General features: G+C 73.7%; 9 protein-coding genes and 1 pseudogene. 6 read left to right on the top strand and 4 right to left on the bottom strand.

The window, feature by feature from the left end:
* Positions 1-60: 60 nt before the first annotated feature.
* Together OHU35_RS39175 and OHU35_RS39170 are read right to left on the bottom strand one after the other, a co-directional pair.
* On the bottom strand, positions 61-243 hold the full coding sequence (locus OHU35_RS39175; RefSeq protein ID WP_189722690.1) for a hypothetical protein: 183 nt from the start codon (positions 241-243) through the stop codon (positions 61-63).
* A 272-nt stretch (positions 244-515) separates the two neighbouring features.
* Complete coding sequence (locus tag OHU35_RS39170) at positions 516-2,975, bottom strand: SpoIIE family protein phosphatase (RefSeq protein WP_189721961.1); 2,460 nt, start codon at positions 2,973-2,975, stop codon at positions 516-518.
* A gap of 186 nt (positions 2,976-3,161) precedes the next feature.
* On the opposite strand from OHU35_RS39170, the gene lanKC reads away from it, so the two are divergent.
* From lanKC to OHU35_RS39150, 4 genes are all read left to right on the top strand, one after another.
* Positions 3,162-5,768: a class III lanthionine synthetase LanKC gene (gene lanKC / locus OHU35_RS39165; RefSeq protein ID WP_359892703.1), complete on the top strand. Its 2,607-nt coding sequence runs from the start codon at positions 3,162-3,164 to the stop codon at positions 5,766-5,768.
* 84 nt (positions 5,769-5,852) lie between these two features.
* Positions 5,853-5,969 (top strand): SapB/AmfS family lanthipeptide, encoded by a 117-nt coding sequence (locus OHU35_RS39160; protein WP_184587041.1) that lies wholly within the window; start codon positions 5,853-5,855, stop codon positions 5,967-5,969.
* An 85-nt stretch (positions 5,970-6,054) separates the two neighbouring features.
* Positions 6,055-7,812, top strand: coding sequence for an ABC transporter ATP-binding protein (locus OHU35_RS39155; protein ID WP_405508735.1), 1,758 nt, complete (start codon positions 6,055-6,057; stop codon positions 7,810-7,812).
* A complete protein-coding gene (locus OHU35_RS39150; protein WP_405508733.1) occupies positions 7,809-9,746 on the top strand; it encodes an ATP-binding cassette domain-containing protein in 1,938 nt (645 codons plus the stop codon). The genes OHU35_RS39155 and OHU35_RS39150 overlap by 4 nt, the downstream gene beginning before the upstream one ends.
* Here the strand turns inward: OHU35_RS39150 and OHU35_RS39145 are convergent.
* Positions 9,669-10,292, bottom strand: a pseudogene (locus tag OHU35_RS39145) (LuxR C-terminal-related transcriptional regulator); the annotation flags it as partial. The gene OHU35_RS39150 and the pseudogene OHU35_RS39145 overlap by 78 nt on opposite strands.
* Positions 10,293-10,512: 220 nt before the next feature.
* On the opposite strand from OHU35_RS39145, the gene OHU35_RS39140 reads away from it, so the two are divergent.
* On the top strand, positions 10,513-12,669 hold the full coding sequence (locus OHU35_RS39140) for a SpoIIE family protein phosphatase (protein WP_189722630.1): 2,157 nt from the start codon (positions 10,513-10,515) through the stop codon (positions 12,667-12,669).
* Positions 12,670-12,829: 160 nt separating this feature from the next.
* Here OHU35_RS39140 and OHU35_RS39135 read toward each other — a convergent pair whose 3' ends face one another.
* Positions 12,830-14,257, bottom strand: coding sequence for a S1 family peptidase (locus OHU35_RS39135; protein ID WP_405508731.1), 1,428 nt, complete (start codon positions 14,255-14,257; stop codon positions 12,830-12,832).
* 744 nt (positions 14,258-15,001) lie between these two features.
* On the opposite strand from OHU35_RS39135, the gene OHU35_RS39130 reads away from it, so the two are divergent.
* Positions 15,002-15,217 carry a type A2 lantipeptide gene (locus tag OHU35_RS39130; protein ID WP_189721965.1) on the top strand — a complete coding sequence of 72 codons (216 nt, stop codon included), beginning with the start codon at positions 15,002-15,004 and terminating at the stop codon, positions 15,215-15,217.
* Positions 15,218-15,243: the final 26 nt, after the last annotated feature.

The raw sequence follows: 15,243 nt of genomic DNA, 5'->3' as shown, positions 1-15,243 counted from the left end.
TTTTGGTTGGCGATGCGCGGAGTTACTCGGATCGTCACCGCGCGGCCTTCCGGGGAGCGGTCAGTCCTCGCCCCTGACAATGTTCCACTCCGACCCGGAGCGTGTGATTCCGGGAGTGGCCCGGTCCTCGACGGCGGGGAGGCAGGTCCGCAGCGCGGCCTTGCCGCGCAGGCGGCGTGCCTTCGACCAGCCGGTCTCCGGCCGACGGACGACGGGCTTCTCACTCAGGATCATGGACGTCACGACTCATCATCTTCCTTCTGGGTCCGCTGCTGTTCGAGTAACCCGAGAGAAACCGAACAAACGCGGGTCGTGACGCCTGGGACGAGGCTCTCAACGCGCCTGCGGGGCAGACCCGTTCACACCTGTCACGTGGTGGGGCGCGCGGCATTGATGCCGCCCAGCGCGGACTCCGACACGGTCGGTGACCAACCCGGCTCCTGGCGGTTCCCCCGTCCGACGTCGCTCGGGTACCCGGAGCACCCGCCCGGTCACCGGGAATCCGAGCGGGGCGTTCAGCGCCCCAGCGTCATCTCCGCCCACACCTGCTTGCCGCCGCTGACCGGCAGTGTGCCCCAGGTCGCCGAGAGTGCCTCGACGAGGAGGACGCCCCGGCCGCCGGTGGCCTCCCAGCCGATGCTGGTCGGTCTCACCGGGGAGCGGGGTGAGGCGTCGGCGACGGCGACGCGCAGGCGGTCGTTGATGAGGGTGAGGTCCATGCGGACCTGGCCGTCGGTGTGGACGAGGGCGTTGGTGACGAGTTCGGAGACGACGAGGAGGGCGGCGTCGAAGTCCTCGGTGACGCCCCAGGAGCGCAGGGTGCGCCGGGCGAAGCGGCGGGCGTGCCCGACCGCCTGCGGCACGCGCCACACCGTCCAGCTCTCCCGCAGCGGGCGCAGGTCCATGCCGTCGTAGCGCAGGAGGAGCACGGCGACGTCGTCGCTGCGCTGGGCGTTGCCGAGGAGGGCGTCGGCGACGAGCCCCAGGTCGCCGGGGGAAGACGCGGCCAGCTGGTCGGCGAGGCGCTCCATGCCCTCGTCGATGTCGGAGTCGGGCGTCTCGACGAGCCCGTCCGTGACCAGGGCGATCAGGGTGCCGGGTGGGAGCCGGAGCGGGCTCATGGGGAAGTCGGCCTGGGTGATCACACCGAGGGGCGGGCCGCCCTCGGCCTCCGCGATCTCGGTCGTGCCGTCAGGGTAGCGCAGCACCGGCGGCAGGTGCCCGGCGCGCACGCACCAGGCGGAGCCCTCCTCCAGGTCGATGTCGACGTAGGCACAGGTGGCGAAGAGGTCGCTCTCCATGTCCATGAGCAGCCGGTTGGCGTGGGAGACCACCACGTCCGGCGTGTGTCCTTCGACGGCGTAGGCGCGCAGGGCGGTGCGCATCTGGCCCATGAGGGTGGCGGCGCCGGCGCTGTGGCCCTGGACGTCGCCGATGACGAGGGCGACATGGTGGTCGGGCAGCGGGATGACGTCGTACCAGTCGCCGCCGAGCTCCAGCCCCGCCGTGCTGGGCAGATAGCGGGTGACGGCCTCGGCTCCCGGCAGGCGGGGCAGGCGGCGGGGCAGCAGCTGGCGCTGGAGCATGCCGACGAGTTCGTGTTCGGCGTCGAAGGCGCGGGCCCGCATGAGGGCCTGTCCGGCGAGGCCGGCGCAGGCGGTGAGCAGGGCGCGTTCGTCGGAGCCGAAGTCGTGCGGCGTGTCCCAGCCGATCAGGCAGGCCCCGGCCATGCGGTTCCCGGCGGGCAGCGGCAGGACGGCGAGGCCGCCGGGGCCGACCTCGGACAGGCCGCGTTCCAGGGCGCTGCCGGCGGGCCAGATCCGGGCGCGGCCCTCGCGCAGGGCGGCGGCGAGGGTGGGCATGGCGCGTACGGGCGCGTCGGGCCATTCGGTGCGCCACTCCCGGCGCCACAGCTCGGGCCAGGACTCGGGTTCGGGCGGGTCGAGGACCGTGACGACGAGCCGGTCGCTCTCCAGCTCGGCGAGCGCGATGCGGTCGGCTCTGAGCGGCCGGCGCAGGGCGGCGACCACGGCCTTGCCGACGTCGCGGACGGTGACGGCGGTGGCCAGCGCGGTGGCCAGGCGCTGGACGCGGGCCACGTCGGTGACGTCGGAGCGCAGCGTGGAGGCGTCGTCGACGGTGCCCACGAGCCGTGCGGAGTGGCCCACGCCGCCGGGCAGGAGGCGCCCGCGCAGCCGGAGCCACTTCGGCGGTCCGGTGGGCTGGAGCACCCGGAACTCCAGCTCCCGGTCGCCGATGGACATGTGGTCGGCCTCCACCACGGACATCAGCGAGGGCAGGTCCTCCGGCACGGTCAGGCCGAGCAGGGTCTCGACCCGGCCGTCGAACTCCACGGGGTCCAGGCCGAACAGGTCCAGCAGGTCGTCGCCGGCCCGGACGCGGCCGGTGTCCATGGCGAGGCTGAACGCGCCCGGCGGCAGTTCACCGGCCTCGGCGGGGGCGGCCGGGGCGGGGAAGGCGACCGCCTCGGAGATGAGGTGCAGGCACTCGCGGTCGTCGGTGTCGAATCCGTCGGGGCGCTCGCACACGGCGAGGAGACAGCCGCCGCCGTCCCCGTGGACGGGCAGGGCCGTCAGGAAGAAGTCCCGGGACGGCACGCGCCGGGCCTGGACGTGCTCGGCGAGTTCCGCGGGGCCCAGCGAGACGGGACGTCCGCCGCGGTGGGCCTCGGCGACCGGGGACCGCCCGGTGCGCGGATAGCTGTCGCGCAGTCCGTACAGCGTCCTCGGCACCCCGGCCGACTCCACCAGGCGCAGCAGCTCGCCGTCCTGGCTGGGCGTGTACAGGGCGGCGAACGCGGCGCCGGCGAAGACGAGTGCCTGTTCGAGGACACGGTGCACTCGTTCCGGCGATTCCTGATCGGCCGCGATCGCTTTGAGGGCACCTTCGGCACGCAGCGTTCGCGTTCTGCGTTCTTGGGGTTCTCGGGCGCCCTCACTGACCACGTTGGCCATTACAGCGCTTATGCGACACCTGCGCAGCCCCTGTGGGCGTTCCGTGGACCAGCATCGACGCCTCCGCTCGAACGGAACCGAACACGTCTTTACCCATGCGTTCCGCACGCTGTTCTCGTGACAGCCGTGACTGTCCCGGCCCGGCGCGTGGCTGGAAAGCTCGGTGCCGATCACGGAGGGGGACGCATGGACAAGCGGTACGAGGTGTACGCGCTGGCCGACCGGCACTTCTACGAGACACCGGACCGGCTGGCGCGAGGCGGGCAGGAGGCCTCACAGGGGGCGGCCGCGCACCTCTACGAGACGGCCCGCCGGCCCGTGCCCGAGGGGTGGGAGACGGCGCGGATCGGCGACTGGCTGACGATGACGCCGCCCGGTCCGGACGGCGAGCCGCTGCAGGGGCCCGCGCAGGGCTGGAAGATCCACGCCTCGGCGACCCGGGCGAACGCGGAGAAGATCGCCGGGATCGTCTGGGACTACTGCGTCGAGCGGCGCGTCCCCTTCAAGTTCGTGCCCGGCCCGCACCTGCTGCACCTGCGCAACACCAAGTACGCGCCCCGCGACGGCAGCGGCAAGTTCGTCACCGTCTATCCGGCCGACGAGGAGCAGCTGCACCAGGTGCTGCGCGAGCTGGGCGCGCTGCTGGAGGGGTTCGAGGGGCCGTACATCCTCACCGATCTGCGCTGGGGCGAGGGCCCGCTGTACGTCCGCTACGGCGCCTTCGCGCGCTCGTTCGTCGTGGACGAGCGGGGCTCGCTGGTGCCGGCGGTGCGCGACGGCGCGGGGCAGCTGGTGCCGGACCGGCGGACGCCGTCCTTCCAGGTGCCGGAGTGGGTGACGCTGCCGGCGTTCCTCCAGCCGCACCTCGACGCGCGGAACAACACGACGACGGGCGAGCTGCCGTACCGCATCGAGAAGGCGCTGCACTTCTCCAACGGCGGCGGTGTGTATGTGGGCACCGACACCCGCGACGGTCGCAAGGTCGTCCTCAAGGAGGGCCGGCCGCACGCGGGGCTCGCCTCGGACGGGGCCGACGCGGTCGCCCGGCTCGAGCGGGAGAAGCGGGCGCTGGAGCAGGTGGCGGGCACGGGCGTGGTCCCGGAGGTGCGCGACTGGTTCGAGCTCGGCGGCCACCGGTTCCTGGTGATGGACTTCCTGGAGGGCCGTCCGCTCAACTCGTTCTTCGCCGAGCGGCATCCGCTGCTGGCCCAGGATCCCGACGCGGGGGCCGTCGCCGCCTACACGGCGTGGGCGCTGCGCATCCACCGCGAGGTGGAGGAGGCCGTGGCGGCGGTGCACGCGCGCGGCATCGTCTTCAACGACCTGCACGTCTTCAACATCATGGTCGCGCCGGACGAGGAGTCGGTCTTCCTCCTGGACTTCGAGGCAGCGGCCCCGGCCGAGGAGAACGGCCGCCAGGTCGTCGCCCACCCGGGCTTCTTCGCGCCGCCGGACCGCCGGGGCGCCGATGTCGACCGCTACGCCCTGGCCTGTCTGCGACTGGCCCTGTTCCTGCCCGTGACCACGCTGTTCGTGGTCGACCGCGGCAAGGCGGCGCATCTGGCCGAGGTGATCTCGGAACAGTTCCCGGACGTGCCGCGGGGGTTCCTCGACGAGGCGGTCGCGGAGATCACGCGGGAGGTGTCCGGCCGTTCGGTGGCCGCTCCCTCCGCACCGGTGGATCCCGGCGACTGGCCGTACAGCCGCGACTCGATGGTCAAGGCGATTCTCGCCTCGGCCACCCCGGAGCGCGACGACCGGCTCTTCCCGGGCGATGTCGCCCAGTTCTCCGACGGCGGCGGGCTCGGGCTCGCGCACGGCGCCGCCGGGGTGCTGTACGCGCTGGACGCGACCGGCGCCGAGCGGTACGAGGAGGGCGAGCGCTGGCTGCTCACCCGGACGGCACCGGCCCCGGTCGGTACGCCGCTCGGCCTGTACGACGGGCTGGCGGGCGTCGCCCTGGTCCTGGACCGGCTCGGGCACCGGCAGCGGGCGCTGGACCTGGTCGAGGGCATCCTCGCCGAGCGGTGGCAGAACCTCTCCTCCGACCTGCACGGCGGACTGGCCGGACTGGGGCTCGTCCTGGGCCGGCTGGCCGAGACGACCGGCGAGACGGAGCTGCGCGACCGGGCCGACGAGGCCGCGCGGATCCTCGTGCAACGGCTCGCCGAGCCGCTCCCCGCCACGCCCCGGCGGCGCGCCGGACTGCTGCGGGGCGCGACCGGTCCGGCGCTGTTCCTGCTGCGGCAGTACGAGTGGACCGGCCGGGCCGAGTGGCTCCAGGCGGCGGCCGTGGCACTGGGCCGGGACCTGGAGTCCTGCGTGACCCGCGAGGGCGGGTCGCTGGAGGTCGACGAGGGCTGGCGGACCCTGCCCTACCTCGGCGACGGCAGCGCGGGACTCGGCATGGTCCTCGACGACCTGGTGGCCCACGCGCCGGACCTCGCCGGGGAGTTGGAGCCGGCCCGCTCCGGTGTGCTCACCGCCGCCACCTCACGCTTCTACGCGCAGCCCGGGCTCTTCCAGGGCCGCGCCGGAATGATCCTGCACCTCAGCCGCACCACCACGCCGGACGCGACCGCGGACCGGCTGGCCGGGCAGATCGCCGGACTCGGCTGGTTCGCGATGGCCTACCAGGGCCAACTGGCCTTCCCCGGCCACCAGATGATGCGGCTGTCCATGGATCTCGCCACCGGAACGGCAGGGTGCCTGCTGGCGCTCGGCGCGGCCCTCGACCCGGCGACCGACGCCCACCTGCCGTTCCTCCCACCGCCGAACCGGCGGCCCCTCTGACGCGGTTCCGCGATCCCGCGGAGTCGTGACACCACCCCGTCCCCACGGATGACCACGGACGGACACCCAACGGAAGGACACACCATGGCACTTCTCGACCTGCAGACGATCGAGTCCGAGGAGCGGACGGACGGCGGCGGCAACAGCACGGTGAGCCTGCTCTCCTGCATCAGCGCCGCGAGCGTCCTGCTCTGTCTCTGACCGCGTCTGCGGTACGGCTCCGGGCGGCCTTCTCCCTTCGGGGACAGGGCCGCCCGGGGCCCCTCCCGTCCCGCGAAAGGCCCCTATGACCCCGCGTGGTGACGACGACCCGGCGGCCGCACACGCCCGCACGCTGCTGCGTACGGCCACCCGGTACAGCGGGGCCCGCTGTGCGGCCCTGTGTCTGGTGAGCACCGCCGCGATCGGCGCCGGACTGCTGCTGCCGGCCGCGCTGGGCCGGGCCCTGGATCTTCTGCTGGCGCAGGCTCCGGCGACCCGCTGGGTGCTGTACTGCGCCGGCCTCGTGCTGCTGCTCGCCCTGCTCGACGCGGCGCAGACCGTCCTCACCGGCACCGTCGACGCCCGGAGCACCGCGTGGCTGCGCCGGAGGCTGACCGGGCACGTCCTGGGCGTCGGCCCCCGGGCGGCGGACCGCTTCGGCTCCGGTGACCTCGTCGCCCGTCTGGTCGGCAACGCGGCCGAGGCAGGGACCACCCCCGCGGCCCGGGCCGCACTCCTGGCCGCGCTGGCCGGCCCGATCGGCGGAGTGGTCGCGCTCGGCCTGATCGACTGGTGGCTCGCGGCCGTCTTCCTCGCCGGAGCCCCCGTCCTCACTCTTCTGCTGCGCGCCGTCTCCCGTGACACCTCGGAGAGCGCGGCCCGGTACCAGCGGGCCCAGGGCCGGATCGCGGCCGCGCTGGCGGAGGCCGTCGAGGGCGTCCGCACCGTCCGGGCGGCGGGTACGGAGGACAAGGAGACCGCCCGCGTGCTGCGCCCGCTGCCCGAGCTGTCCCGGGCCGGACACCGCATGTGGCAGGTGCAGGGGCGGGCCGCCGCGCAGGCGGTCGCCGTGGCGCCGCTGCTGCACCTCGGGGTCGTCGCCGTGGCCGGTGTGCTGCTCACCCGGGACCGGCTGTCGGTGGGGGACGTCCTCGCGGCCTCGCGGTACGCGGTGCTCGCGACGGGGGTCGGCGTCCTGGTCGGCCGGCTCGCGGGCCTGGCCCGGGCCCGGGCGGCGGCCCGGCGTCTCGGGGAGGTCAGGGCCGAGCCCGCGACCGGGTTCGGCGTACGCCGGCTGCCCGACGGGCCCGGCCGGCTGGAGCTGCGCGGCGTGACGGCCCGGCGCGGCGGACGCGTCGTGCTCGACGGCGTGGACCTCGTCGTGCCGGGCGGCACGACACTGGCCGTGGTCGGCCCGTCCGGTGCGGGCAAGTCGCTGCTGGCCGCGCTCGCCGGGCGGCTGGCCGACCCGGACGAGGGCGAGGTGCTCCTCGACGGGGTGCCGCTGCGCGATCTGCCGCACGCCGACCTGCGTCGCGCCGTCGCCTACGCCTTCGCCCGCCCGGCTCTGCTGGGCGGCACGGTCGAGCAGGCGATCGGCCTCGGCCTGCCGGAACCCTCCCCCGCCCGCGTGCGTGAGGCGGCCCGCACGGCCCTCGCCGACGACTTCGTGCGCCGCCTCCCCGACGGATACGACACGGCCGTCGCCGACGCCCCGCGCTCCGGCGGCGAGTCCCAACGGCTCGGTCTCGCCAGGGCGTTCGCCCACGGCGGCCGCCTGCTGATCCTCGACGACGCCCTCTCCAGCCTCGACACGGTGACGGAACGCCACATCACCGACGCCCTCCTCGGCGACGGCCCGGGCGGCACCCGGCTGCTGGTCGCCCACCGCAGCGCGACGGCGGCGTGCGCCGACGCGGTGGCCTGGCTGGACGACGGGCGGGTGCGGGCTGTGGGGCGGCACGAGGAGCTGTGGCGGCTCGCGGCGTACCGGGCGGCGTTCGGGGAGGGGACGGAATCGGCGAGTACGGACGCCAGTGCGCAGGGAGGTGTGCCGGCATGACAGGCCGGATCCGTGCACGGAGCCGACGTGGGCAAGAGGCCCCCGGGCAGGACGGAACGCCCGCCGACGCCGGTCTCCCCGCCCGGGGCCTGCGCTTCCTGCTGGCCCGCCGCCGGGTGCTGTTCCGCCTGGTCGCCTGGTCCGTGCTCGAGACCGGGCAGACCTTTCTCATCGGCTACGGTCCCGCCCGCGCCCTGGACGAGGGGTTCCTGCGCGGGCGGGCGGAGGTCGGGCTGATCTGGCTGGCGGTGACCGGGCTCGGTGTGCTCGTCGGCGCGTGGGGGACCGCGCGGGTGTACGCCGCTGTCGCCGCGCTGGTCGAACCCCTCCGGGACCGGCTCGTGGAGCGGGTCGTCTCCCGCGGGGTGCGGACCGGTGACACGGGGTCGTTGTCGGGGCTCACGCAGCAGGTGGAGATCGCCCGGGACACCTTCGCCGGGCTGGTGATGGTCTCCCGCTCGTTCGTGTTCACCGCCGCCGGTGCCCTGGCCGGCCTGTTCGCCCTCGCCCCGCCGCTGCTGCTCGTCGTCGGGCCGCCCCTCGTCGCCGGAGTGGCACTGTTCGCGGCGACCCTGCGGCCGCTCGCCCGGCGGCAGGAGACGTTCCTCGTCGCCGACGAGGCGCTGGCCGGTGAGCTGGGCGCCGTCTGCCCGGGCCTGCGGGACATCACGGCGACCGGCGCGGAGGCGCACATCGCCGCCGGCACCGGCGAACGGGTCGAGGCGGAACTGCGGGCGGCGCGCGCCCTGGCCCACTGGGGTGTGCTGCGCGTGGCGTCCCTGGCGATCGGCGGCCAGCTGCCGATCGTGCTGCTGCTCGCCGCCGCCCCGTGGCTCCTGGCCCACGGCGTCACCACGGGCGCCCTGGTCGGTGCCCTCGCCTACGTCACCCAGTCCCTGCTGCCCGCCCTGCGCAATCTGGTCCACGGCCTGGGCACGAGCGGCTCCCGCCTGACGGTGGTGCTGCGCAGGCTGGTGCGGGCGGACACCGGCACGCCCACGGGGAAGCCGGGCCCCGGACTCCCCGCGCCGGAGCCGGCCGAGGGCACGCCCCCGGCCTTCTCCCTCACCTCGGCCACCTTCGCCTACGGTCCCGCCAGTGCCCCCGTGGTCCAGGACCTCGACCTCACGCTCCCGGCCGGCTCGCACCTGGCCGTCGTCGGCCCCAGCGGCACCGGCAAGTCCACCCTCACCGCCCTGGTCGCCGGGCTCCTCACGCCGGACCAGGGAACGATCACGGTGGGCGGACACACCGTGCCCGGACCGGAGGCGGCCGCCGCGCGCGTGCTCATCCCGCAGGAGGCGTACGTCTTCGACGCCACCCTGGCCGAGAACCTCGCCTACCTGCGGCCGGACCCGGTGCCCGAGGAAGAACTGCTGGCCGCGGCCGAGGCGGTCGGCCTCGCCCCGCTGGCCGGCCGGCTCGGCGGCCTCGGGGCGCGGGTCGCCCCGGCGGCCCTGTCGGCAGGCGAACGACAGCTGATCGCACTGACCAGGGCCTATCTGTCGTACGCCCCACTCGCCCTGCTCGACGAGGCGACCTGTCACCTGGATCCGGAGACGGAGGAGCGCGCGGAGCGGGCCTTCGCCGCGCGGCCGGGCGGGACCCTGGTGGTCGTCGCCCACCGCATCAGCTCGGCCCGCCGCGCCGGCCGTGTGCTGGTCATGGACGGCAGGAGCACGGCGTACGGCGGGCACGAGGAGCTGCTGCGGACCTCGGCGCTCTACCGGGACCTCGTCGGCAGCTGGGCGCCCGGTCCGTCCCGGCGGCGGTCAGAGCCAGCCCTGCCCCTGCGAGATGCGGATGGCGTCGATGCGGTTGCGGGCCCCGGTCTTGCGGGTGATGGCCGCCATGTAGTTGCGCACGGTCCCGTGGGACAGGTGCAGGCTCCCGGCTATCTCCGCGATGGAGGCTCCCTCGGCCGCGAGGGTTAACACGCTCAGCTCTCTTCGGGTGAGCGGCATCTCGGCAGCCTTGAGGAAACCGAAGCCCAGTGAGTCGTTGACGAAACGTTCCCCCTCAGCAACGCGGCGGATTCCGCGCAGCAGGTTCTGCGGCGAGCTCTCCTTGTCCACGTAGCCGAGCGCGCCCGCCTCGACCGCCCGCTTCAGCAGTCCGGGCCTGTTCGCGGTGGAGAGGACGAGTAATCGGGGGCGGGCCCGGTCCGGGCCCGGCCGGCACAGTTCGCCCAGCGGAGGGATGCCGTAGGAGTCCGCGCACTCCAGGTCCGCCGCACAGACGTCCGGGCGCACGGACCGCACCAGGCCCGGGGCGCCGCGCCACGACGTGTCGTGGACCGCCAGATCAGGCTCCCCCCGCAGCCACTCCGCCAGTACCGATCTCACCAGACACTCGTCATGCACCAACAGCACCCGGATCACTGCCACCCCCTCGGCTCGCCGTACGCCCCCCTCGTCGTGTTGAGCGTCTGCTCCATTGTTCGTGAGGGTGACCCTGCGTGGGCGCGAAGATCCGGCCATCAGGGTGCGCGGGGGCGCACGCGCGGCGCCCGTACGCCTGGCCGCGCTTCGACTTCGGCGGCATGGGACACGACGGTCGGGGTACGCGAGTTCCCTCTGCGGAGCCGGAAGGCTGTAACCGACGGTAACCGTAAGACCGTCCCGGTGCCGCTCGTCGTGCGCGACGGGCCGCCAGGGTGGAGATTTGTTCCTGAGCCCGGTCGCGCGGCCGTGCGAGGAGGTGGTCGGCGTGTCCGACGGGCAGTCGTCCGCACAGGCGCCGGCAGCCGCCAGGACGCAGGTCGGCCGTCCGCTGCTGTCTCTGGCGCTGGCCTCGATGATGGACGAGGTGCACGCCCACTCCGGCGCGGTGTACCTGATGGCGCCGGATCAGCCGGTGCTGGAGATGGCCGTGATGGCCGGGCTGCCCCGGGCGTTCGCGGCGCCCTGGGAGCGGGTGGGGCTGAGCGCGCCGATCCCGGTCGCCGACGCGGCGCGCGAGCGGCGGCTGGTCTGGGTCGGCGGCGAGGAGGCGATGGCCCGCCACTATCCGCGCATCGCCGTGGTGCTGCCCTACCCGTTCGCCCTGGCCGCGGTGCCGGTGGCCACCGAGTCCACCGTCCACGGCGCGGTCTTCGTGACCTGGCCCGGCGCACATCCTCCGGAGCTGTCCGACCATGAGCGCGAGCATCTGACCGCGGCCTGCGACCGGCTCGCGGTGCGGCTGGAGCGGGCGGCCGAGCTCAGCATCCCGCCGCACCCCGAGACCGACATGCTGGCCTCGCCCCTGGTGGGCGGGATCGCCGGCACGCTCGGCACGGTCGAGGCGGCCCGGATGGTGAGCCGGCTGCCGTACGGACTGGTCTCGCTGGATCTGCACGGGCGGGTCGGCTTCGTCAACGCGGCGGCGGCCGAGCTGCTGAACGTCCCGGTCAGCCGGCTGCTCGGCACCCAGCTCTGGGCGTCGGTGCCGTGGCTCAACGACCCGGTGTACGAGGACCGCTATCGGGCCGCGCTGCTGAGCCAGCACACCACCTCGTTCGTGGCGCTGCGCCCGCCCGGAGAGTGGCTGTCGTTCCGTCTGTATCCGAGCACGACGGGCCTCAGTGTCCGGATCACCAGGTCGCGGGCGGTGTCGGAGATGAACCGGTCCGCACCGCCGCCCGACGGGACGCCGTCCCGGCTGGTCACCATGTCGCAGGTGCTGGACCTGGCGAGCGCGCTCACCGAGGCGGTCGGGGTGCAGGACGTGGTGCAGTTGGTCGCGGACGAGATCGCCCCGGCCGTGGGCAGCCAGGCCCTGGTCGTGCTGGGCTCGCAGGCGAACCGGCTGCGCGTGCTCGGGCATCGCGGGTACCGGGACGCGCACGTGGTGGAACAGTTCGACGGGATGCCGCTCAGCGAGCCGATGCCCGGCACGAAGGTGCTGCGGACGGGCGTGCCCGCGTTCTTCGAGTCGCGGGAACAGCTGGAGCGCCTCTACCCGGCGCGACTCGCCACCCCCGACGGGTTCGCGGCCTGGGCCTATCTGCCGCTGATCGCCCAGGGACGGCCGGTGGGGACGTGCGTGCTCTCCTTCGCCGAGCCGCACCCCTTCCCGACGGAGGAGCGAGCGGTGCTGACCAGCCTGGCCGGGCTGATCGCCCAGGCGCTGGAGCGGGCACTGCTCTACGACGCCAAGCACCGGCTCGCGCACGGCCTCCAGGAGGCGCTGCTGCCGCACTCGCTGCCGTCGCTGCCGGGTATCGAGGCGGCCGGCCGCTATGTGCCTGCCACTCAGGGCATGGACATCGGCGGCGACTTCTACGACCTGGTGCGCACGCAGGGGATGGCGGCGGCGGTGATCGGGGACGTGCAGGGGCACAACGTCACGGCGGCCGGGCTGATGGGGCAGGTCCGTACCGCGGTGCGCGCGTACACGGCCGTGGGCCAGGCGCCCGAGGAGGTCATGCGCAGCACCAACCGGCTGCTGCTCGACCTCGGGTCCGACCTGTTCGCCAGCTGCCTGTACCTGCGGCTCGACCCGGCGCACGGCCGGGCCGTGATGTCCCGGGCGGGTCATCCGCCGCCGCTGCTGAGACGGCCGGACGGGCGGGTGCGCGTCCTGGACCTGGCCGGGGGCCCGCTGCTGGGCATCGACGCCTCGGCGGTGTACCCGACGACGGAGGTCGCCCTCGCCCCCGGCTCGCTGCTCGTCCTCTACACCGACGGGCTGGTCGAGTCCCCCGGCACGGACTTCGAGGAGGCCCTCGCGGACCTGGGCCGGCGCCTGGCCGACGCCGGGGACCAGCCACTGGACGAGCTGGCCGACAGTCTCATTCATCAGGAGCGGCACCACCGGGACGGGGAGGAACGGCTCGACGACATCGCCCTGTTGCTGATCAGGGCCGTCGGCTAGGGCAGGCCGAGCACGGTACGCGGAAGGGCCGGTCCTCCCGCGGGAGGACCGGCCCGGTGCACCGCCGGGCGGTGCTCGAAGCGCCGGTGGGCCGGCCCGGTCCGCCAGGAAGGGGGCGGAACCGGGCCGGCGTCGTCGGACCGGCTCCGACGGTTTCAGGTCAGCGGGACTCGGTCAGACCCGAGTTGTCCTCGACGCCCTGCCCGGCGTCCTGACCGGCACCGGCATCCGCGCCGGCTCCCGCTTCCTCGCCTCCGGCCTGCTCGCCGGCACCAGCACCGGCCTCTTCACCGGCACCGGCTTCCTCACCGGCACCCGCACCGGCGCCGGCCTCCTCGCCCGCACCGGCCTCTTCACCAGCACCGGCTTCCTCGCCAGCGCCCGCACCGGCGCCGGCCTCCTCGCCCGCACCGGCTTCCTCGCCGGCACCGGCCTCTTCACCGGCACCGGCACCGGCGCCCGCGCCGCCCCCCGCGCCGAGGGTCGCGCCGACGGCTTCCAGGGCGGTGGTCACCGGCTGGAAGAACGTCTCACCGCCGGCCGTGCAGTCACCGCTGCCGCCCGAGGTCAGGCCGATCGCGAGACCGTCCTGGGTGAACAACGAGCCGCCGCTGTCGCCGGGCTCGGCGCAGACGTCCGTCTGGATGAGGCCGGTGACGGTGCCCTCCGGGTAGTTCACCGTGGCGTCGAGGCCGAGCACCTGGCCGTCGTTGAGCCCGGTGGTGCTGCCCATCCGGAAGACCTCCTGGCCGACGGTCGCCTCCGCGGCCTCGGTGATCGGGACGGTCTGGTCGCCGGTGTTGACCTCGCTGGGCGCCTCGGTCGCCGGGTCGTCGTACTTCACTAGCGCGAAGTCGCCGTCGCCCGGGAAGGTGGACTGGTCGACCGTGGCGATCGGCTGGCCGCCCTGCGCGTCCGACCACTCGTTGCCGCCGAGGGTGCAGTGACCGGCCGTCAGGAAGGCGGGCGAGCCGTCGCCCGCGGTGACGTTGAAGCCGAGGGAGCAGCGCGAGCCGCCCGCGAAGATGGCGTCGCCGCCGGAGACGAACGGCTTGAAGGTGCCCTCGGACTTCGAGAGGGTCGCCATGTCGGCGCCGAGGCTCTTGACCGTCGATTCCAGTCTGTCCCACTTGGCGCCGGTCACGGTGCTGTCGGCGGTGACACGCAGCTTGTTCGTGCGCGGGTCGATCGACCACGAGGTGCCCGCGATGGTCGCGTCGGACTTCAGGGTCGACGCGCCGCTCTGCAGCTCCGACCAGCTGTTGTCGACCTCGCGGACCTGCGCGCCGGCCGCCTTCGCCTGCACGATCACGTTGTTGTTGTCGCCCGGTACGACGTTGACGACGAGCTGCTGGCTGTCGCCGTCGTAGTAGGAGCCGCCGAACGCCTCACCGAGGAGCCCGGAGAGCTGCGAGGCGAGATCCGAGGCGTCGCCCGCCTTCAGTGTCTTCGGCGCGGCGGCCGCGTCGCCGGACGAACCGTCCTGTGACGCGTTGGCGTTGGGGAGCAGGATCGCGGCCGCGCCGAGCGCCACCACGCCGCCCGCCGCTATCGCGGCCTTGCGCTTCGGAATTCGCTTGTGACTCAAACTTCTCTCCTCCTGGGGGGACGGAGCCTGTGCCGCCGTTCGGCAGCTTTGGGGGGCGCCTGGATGGCTGTTGGTACGCACGTGCCGCGTGGGGCGTTCAATCGCGTTTGCAAGTGATCCCTTCGCATCGCGGAATCAGCCAACTCCCGCTGCCCGCACACCGACTGCTGGGTCTGCGACTGCCCTGGTCACAGCGAGGGGCCGGGCGGAGGACTCCCGTCAGCCCAGGACGGCGCCTGGCCGGATGACGGTCTTTCGAGTGCGGCCCTCGCCCCGGCCCGCCGAACCGACACGATCCGTATCCGACCGGAAACGATCTGTTGCGAACACCGAGTCGAATCCCGACTTCAGCGAATCTGCACATCGAATGCTCAACCCAGTCACCAAGCGGAGGGTTATCCACAAGCGGGTGGCGCCTGTCATGCCTTAAAGGCGGGAGTGCCGGATTCGCCGCCCCGGTGAGCAAGGCGCCGAATGAGCCGATGCTGTGGCGCATGTGAAGGACTCGCCACCGAGACGTGCACACTCCTGCACGGATAGGTACCGCTGGGGCGCAAGTTCCCTGGTGAGAAGCCTGGTTGATTGGAAGCGTGGACCCGCAGCGTGCTTTGATCCATCGCATCGCGGGAGCCGCGGAGGGCACTCCGGAAACGGGTGCCCGGCGCTCGCGGTCGCGGCCGTCATCTGTCCCCAGAGGGGGCCGCTCCCCCCTTGTGAGATATCCATATGAAGGGAAGTTCCATCATGAACTCCACCCCCCAGGTTGAGACCGTCGAGATCGCCGACGCCCAGCTGGACGCCATCTCCGGTGGCCTGTCCGTGAACGCCGTCAACACCGTCACCGACACGGTTGACAGCATCGCCCCGGTCTCCGGCGTGGTCGACACGGCCGTTGGCACCGTCGAGGGCGTCACCGGCCTGAACACGGCCCCGGTCACCGGCCTGGTCTCCGGCCTCTGATCGAGCCTTGTGCCGTTGACTCCCGG

This window comes from Streptomyces purpurascens (assembly GCF_045040895.1).
In the GTDB taxonomy this organism is placed as follows: domain Bacteria; phylum Actinomycetota; class Actinomycetes; order Streptomycetales; family Streptomycetaceae; genus Streptomyces; species Streptomyces purpurascens.
The sequence above is the reverse complement of the archived record's forward strand: the minus strand, read 5'-3'. Positions and strand labels throughout refer to the sequence as shown.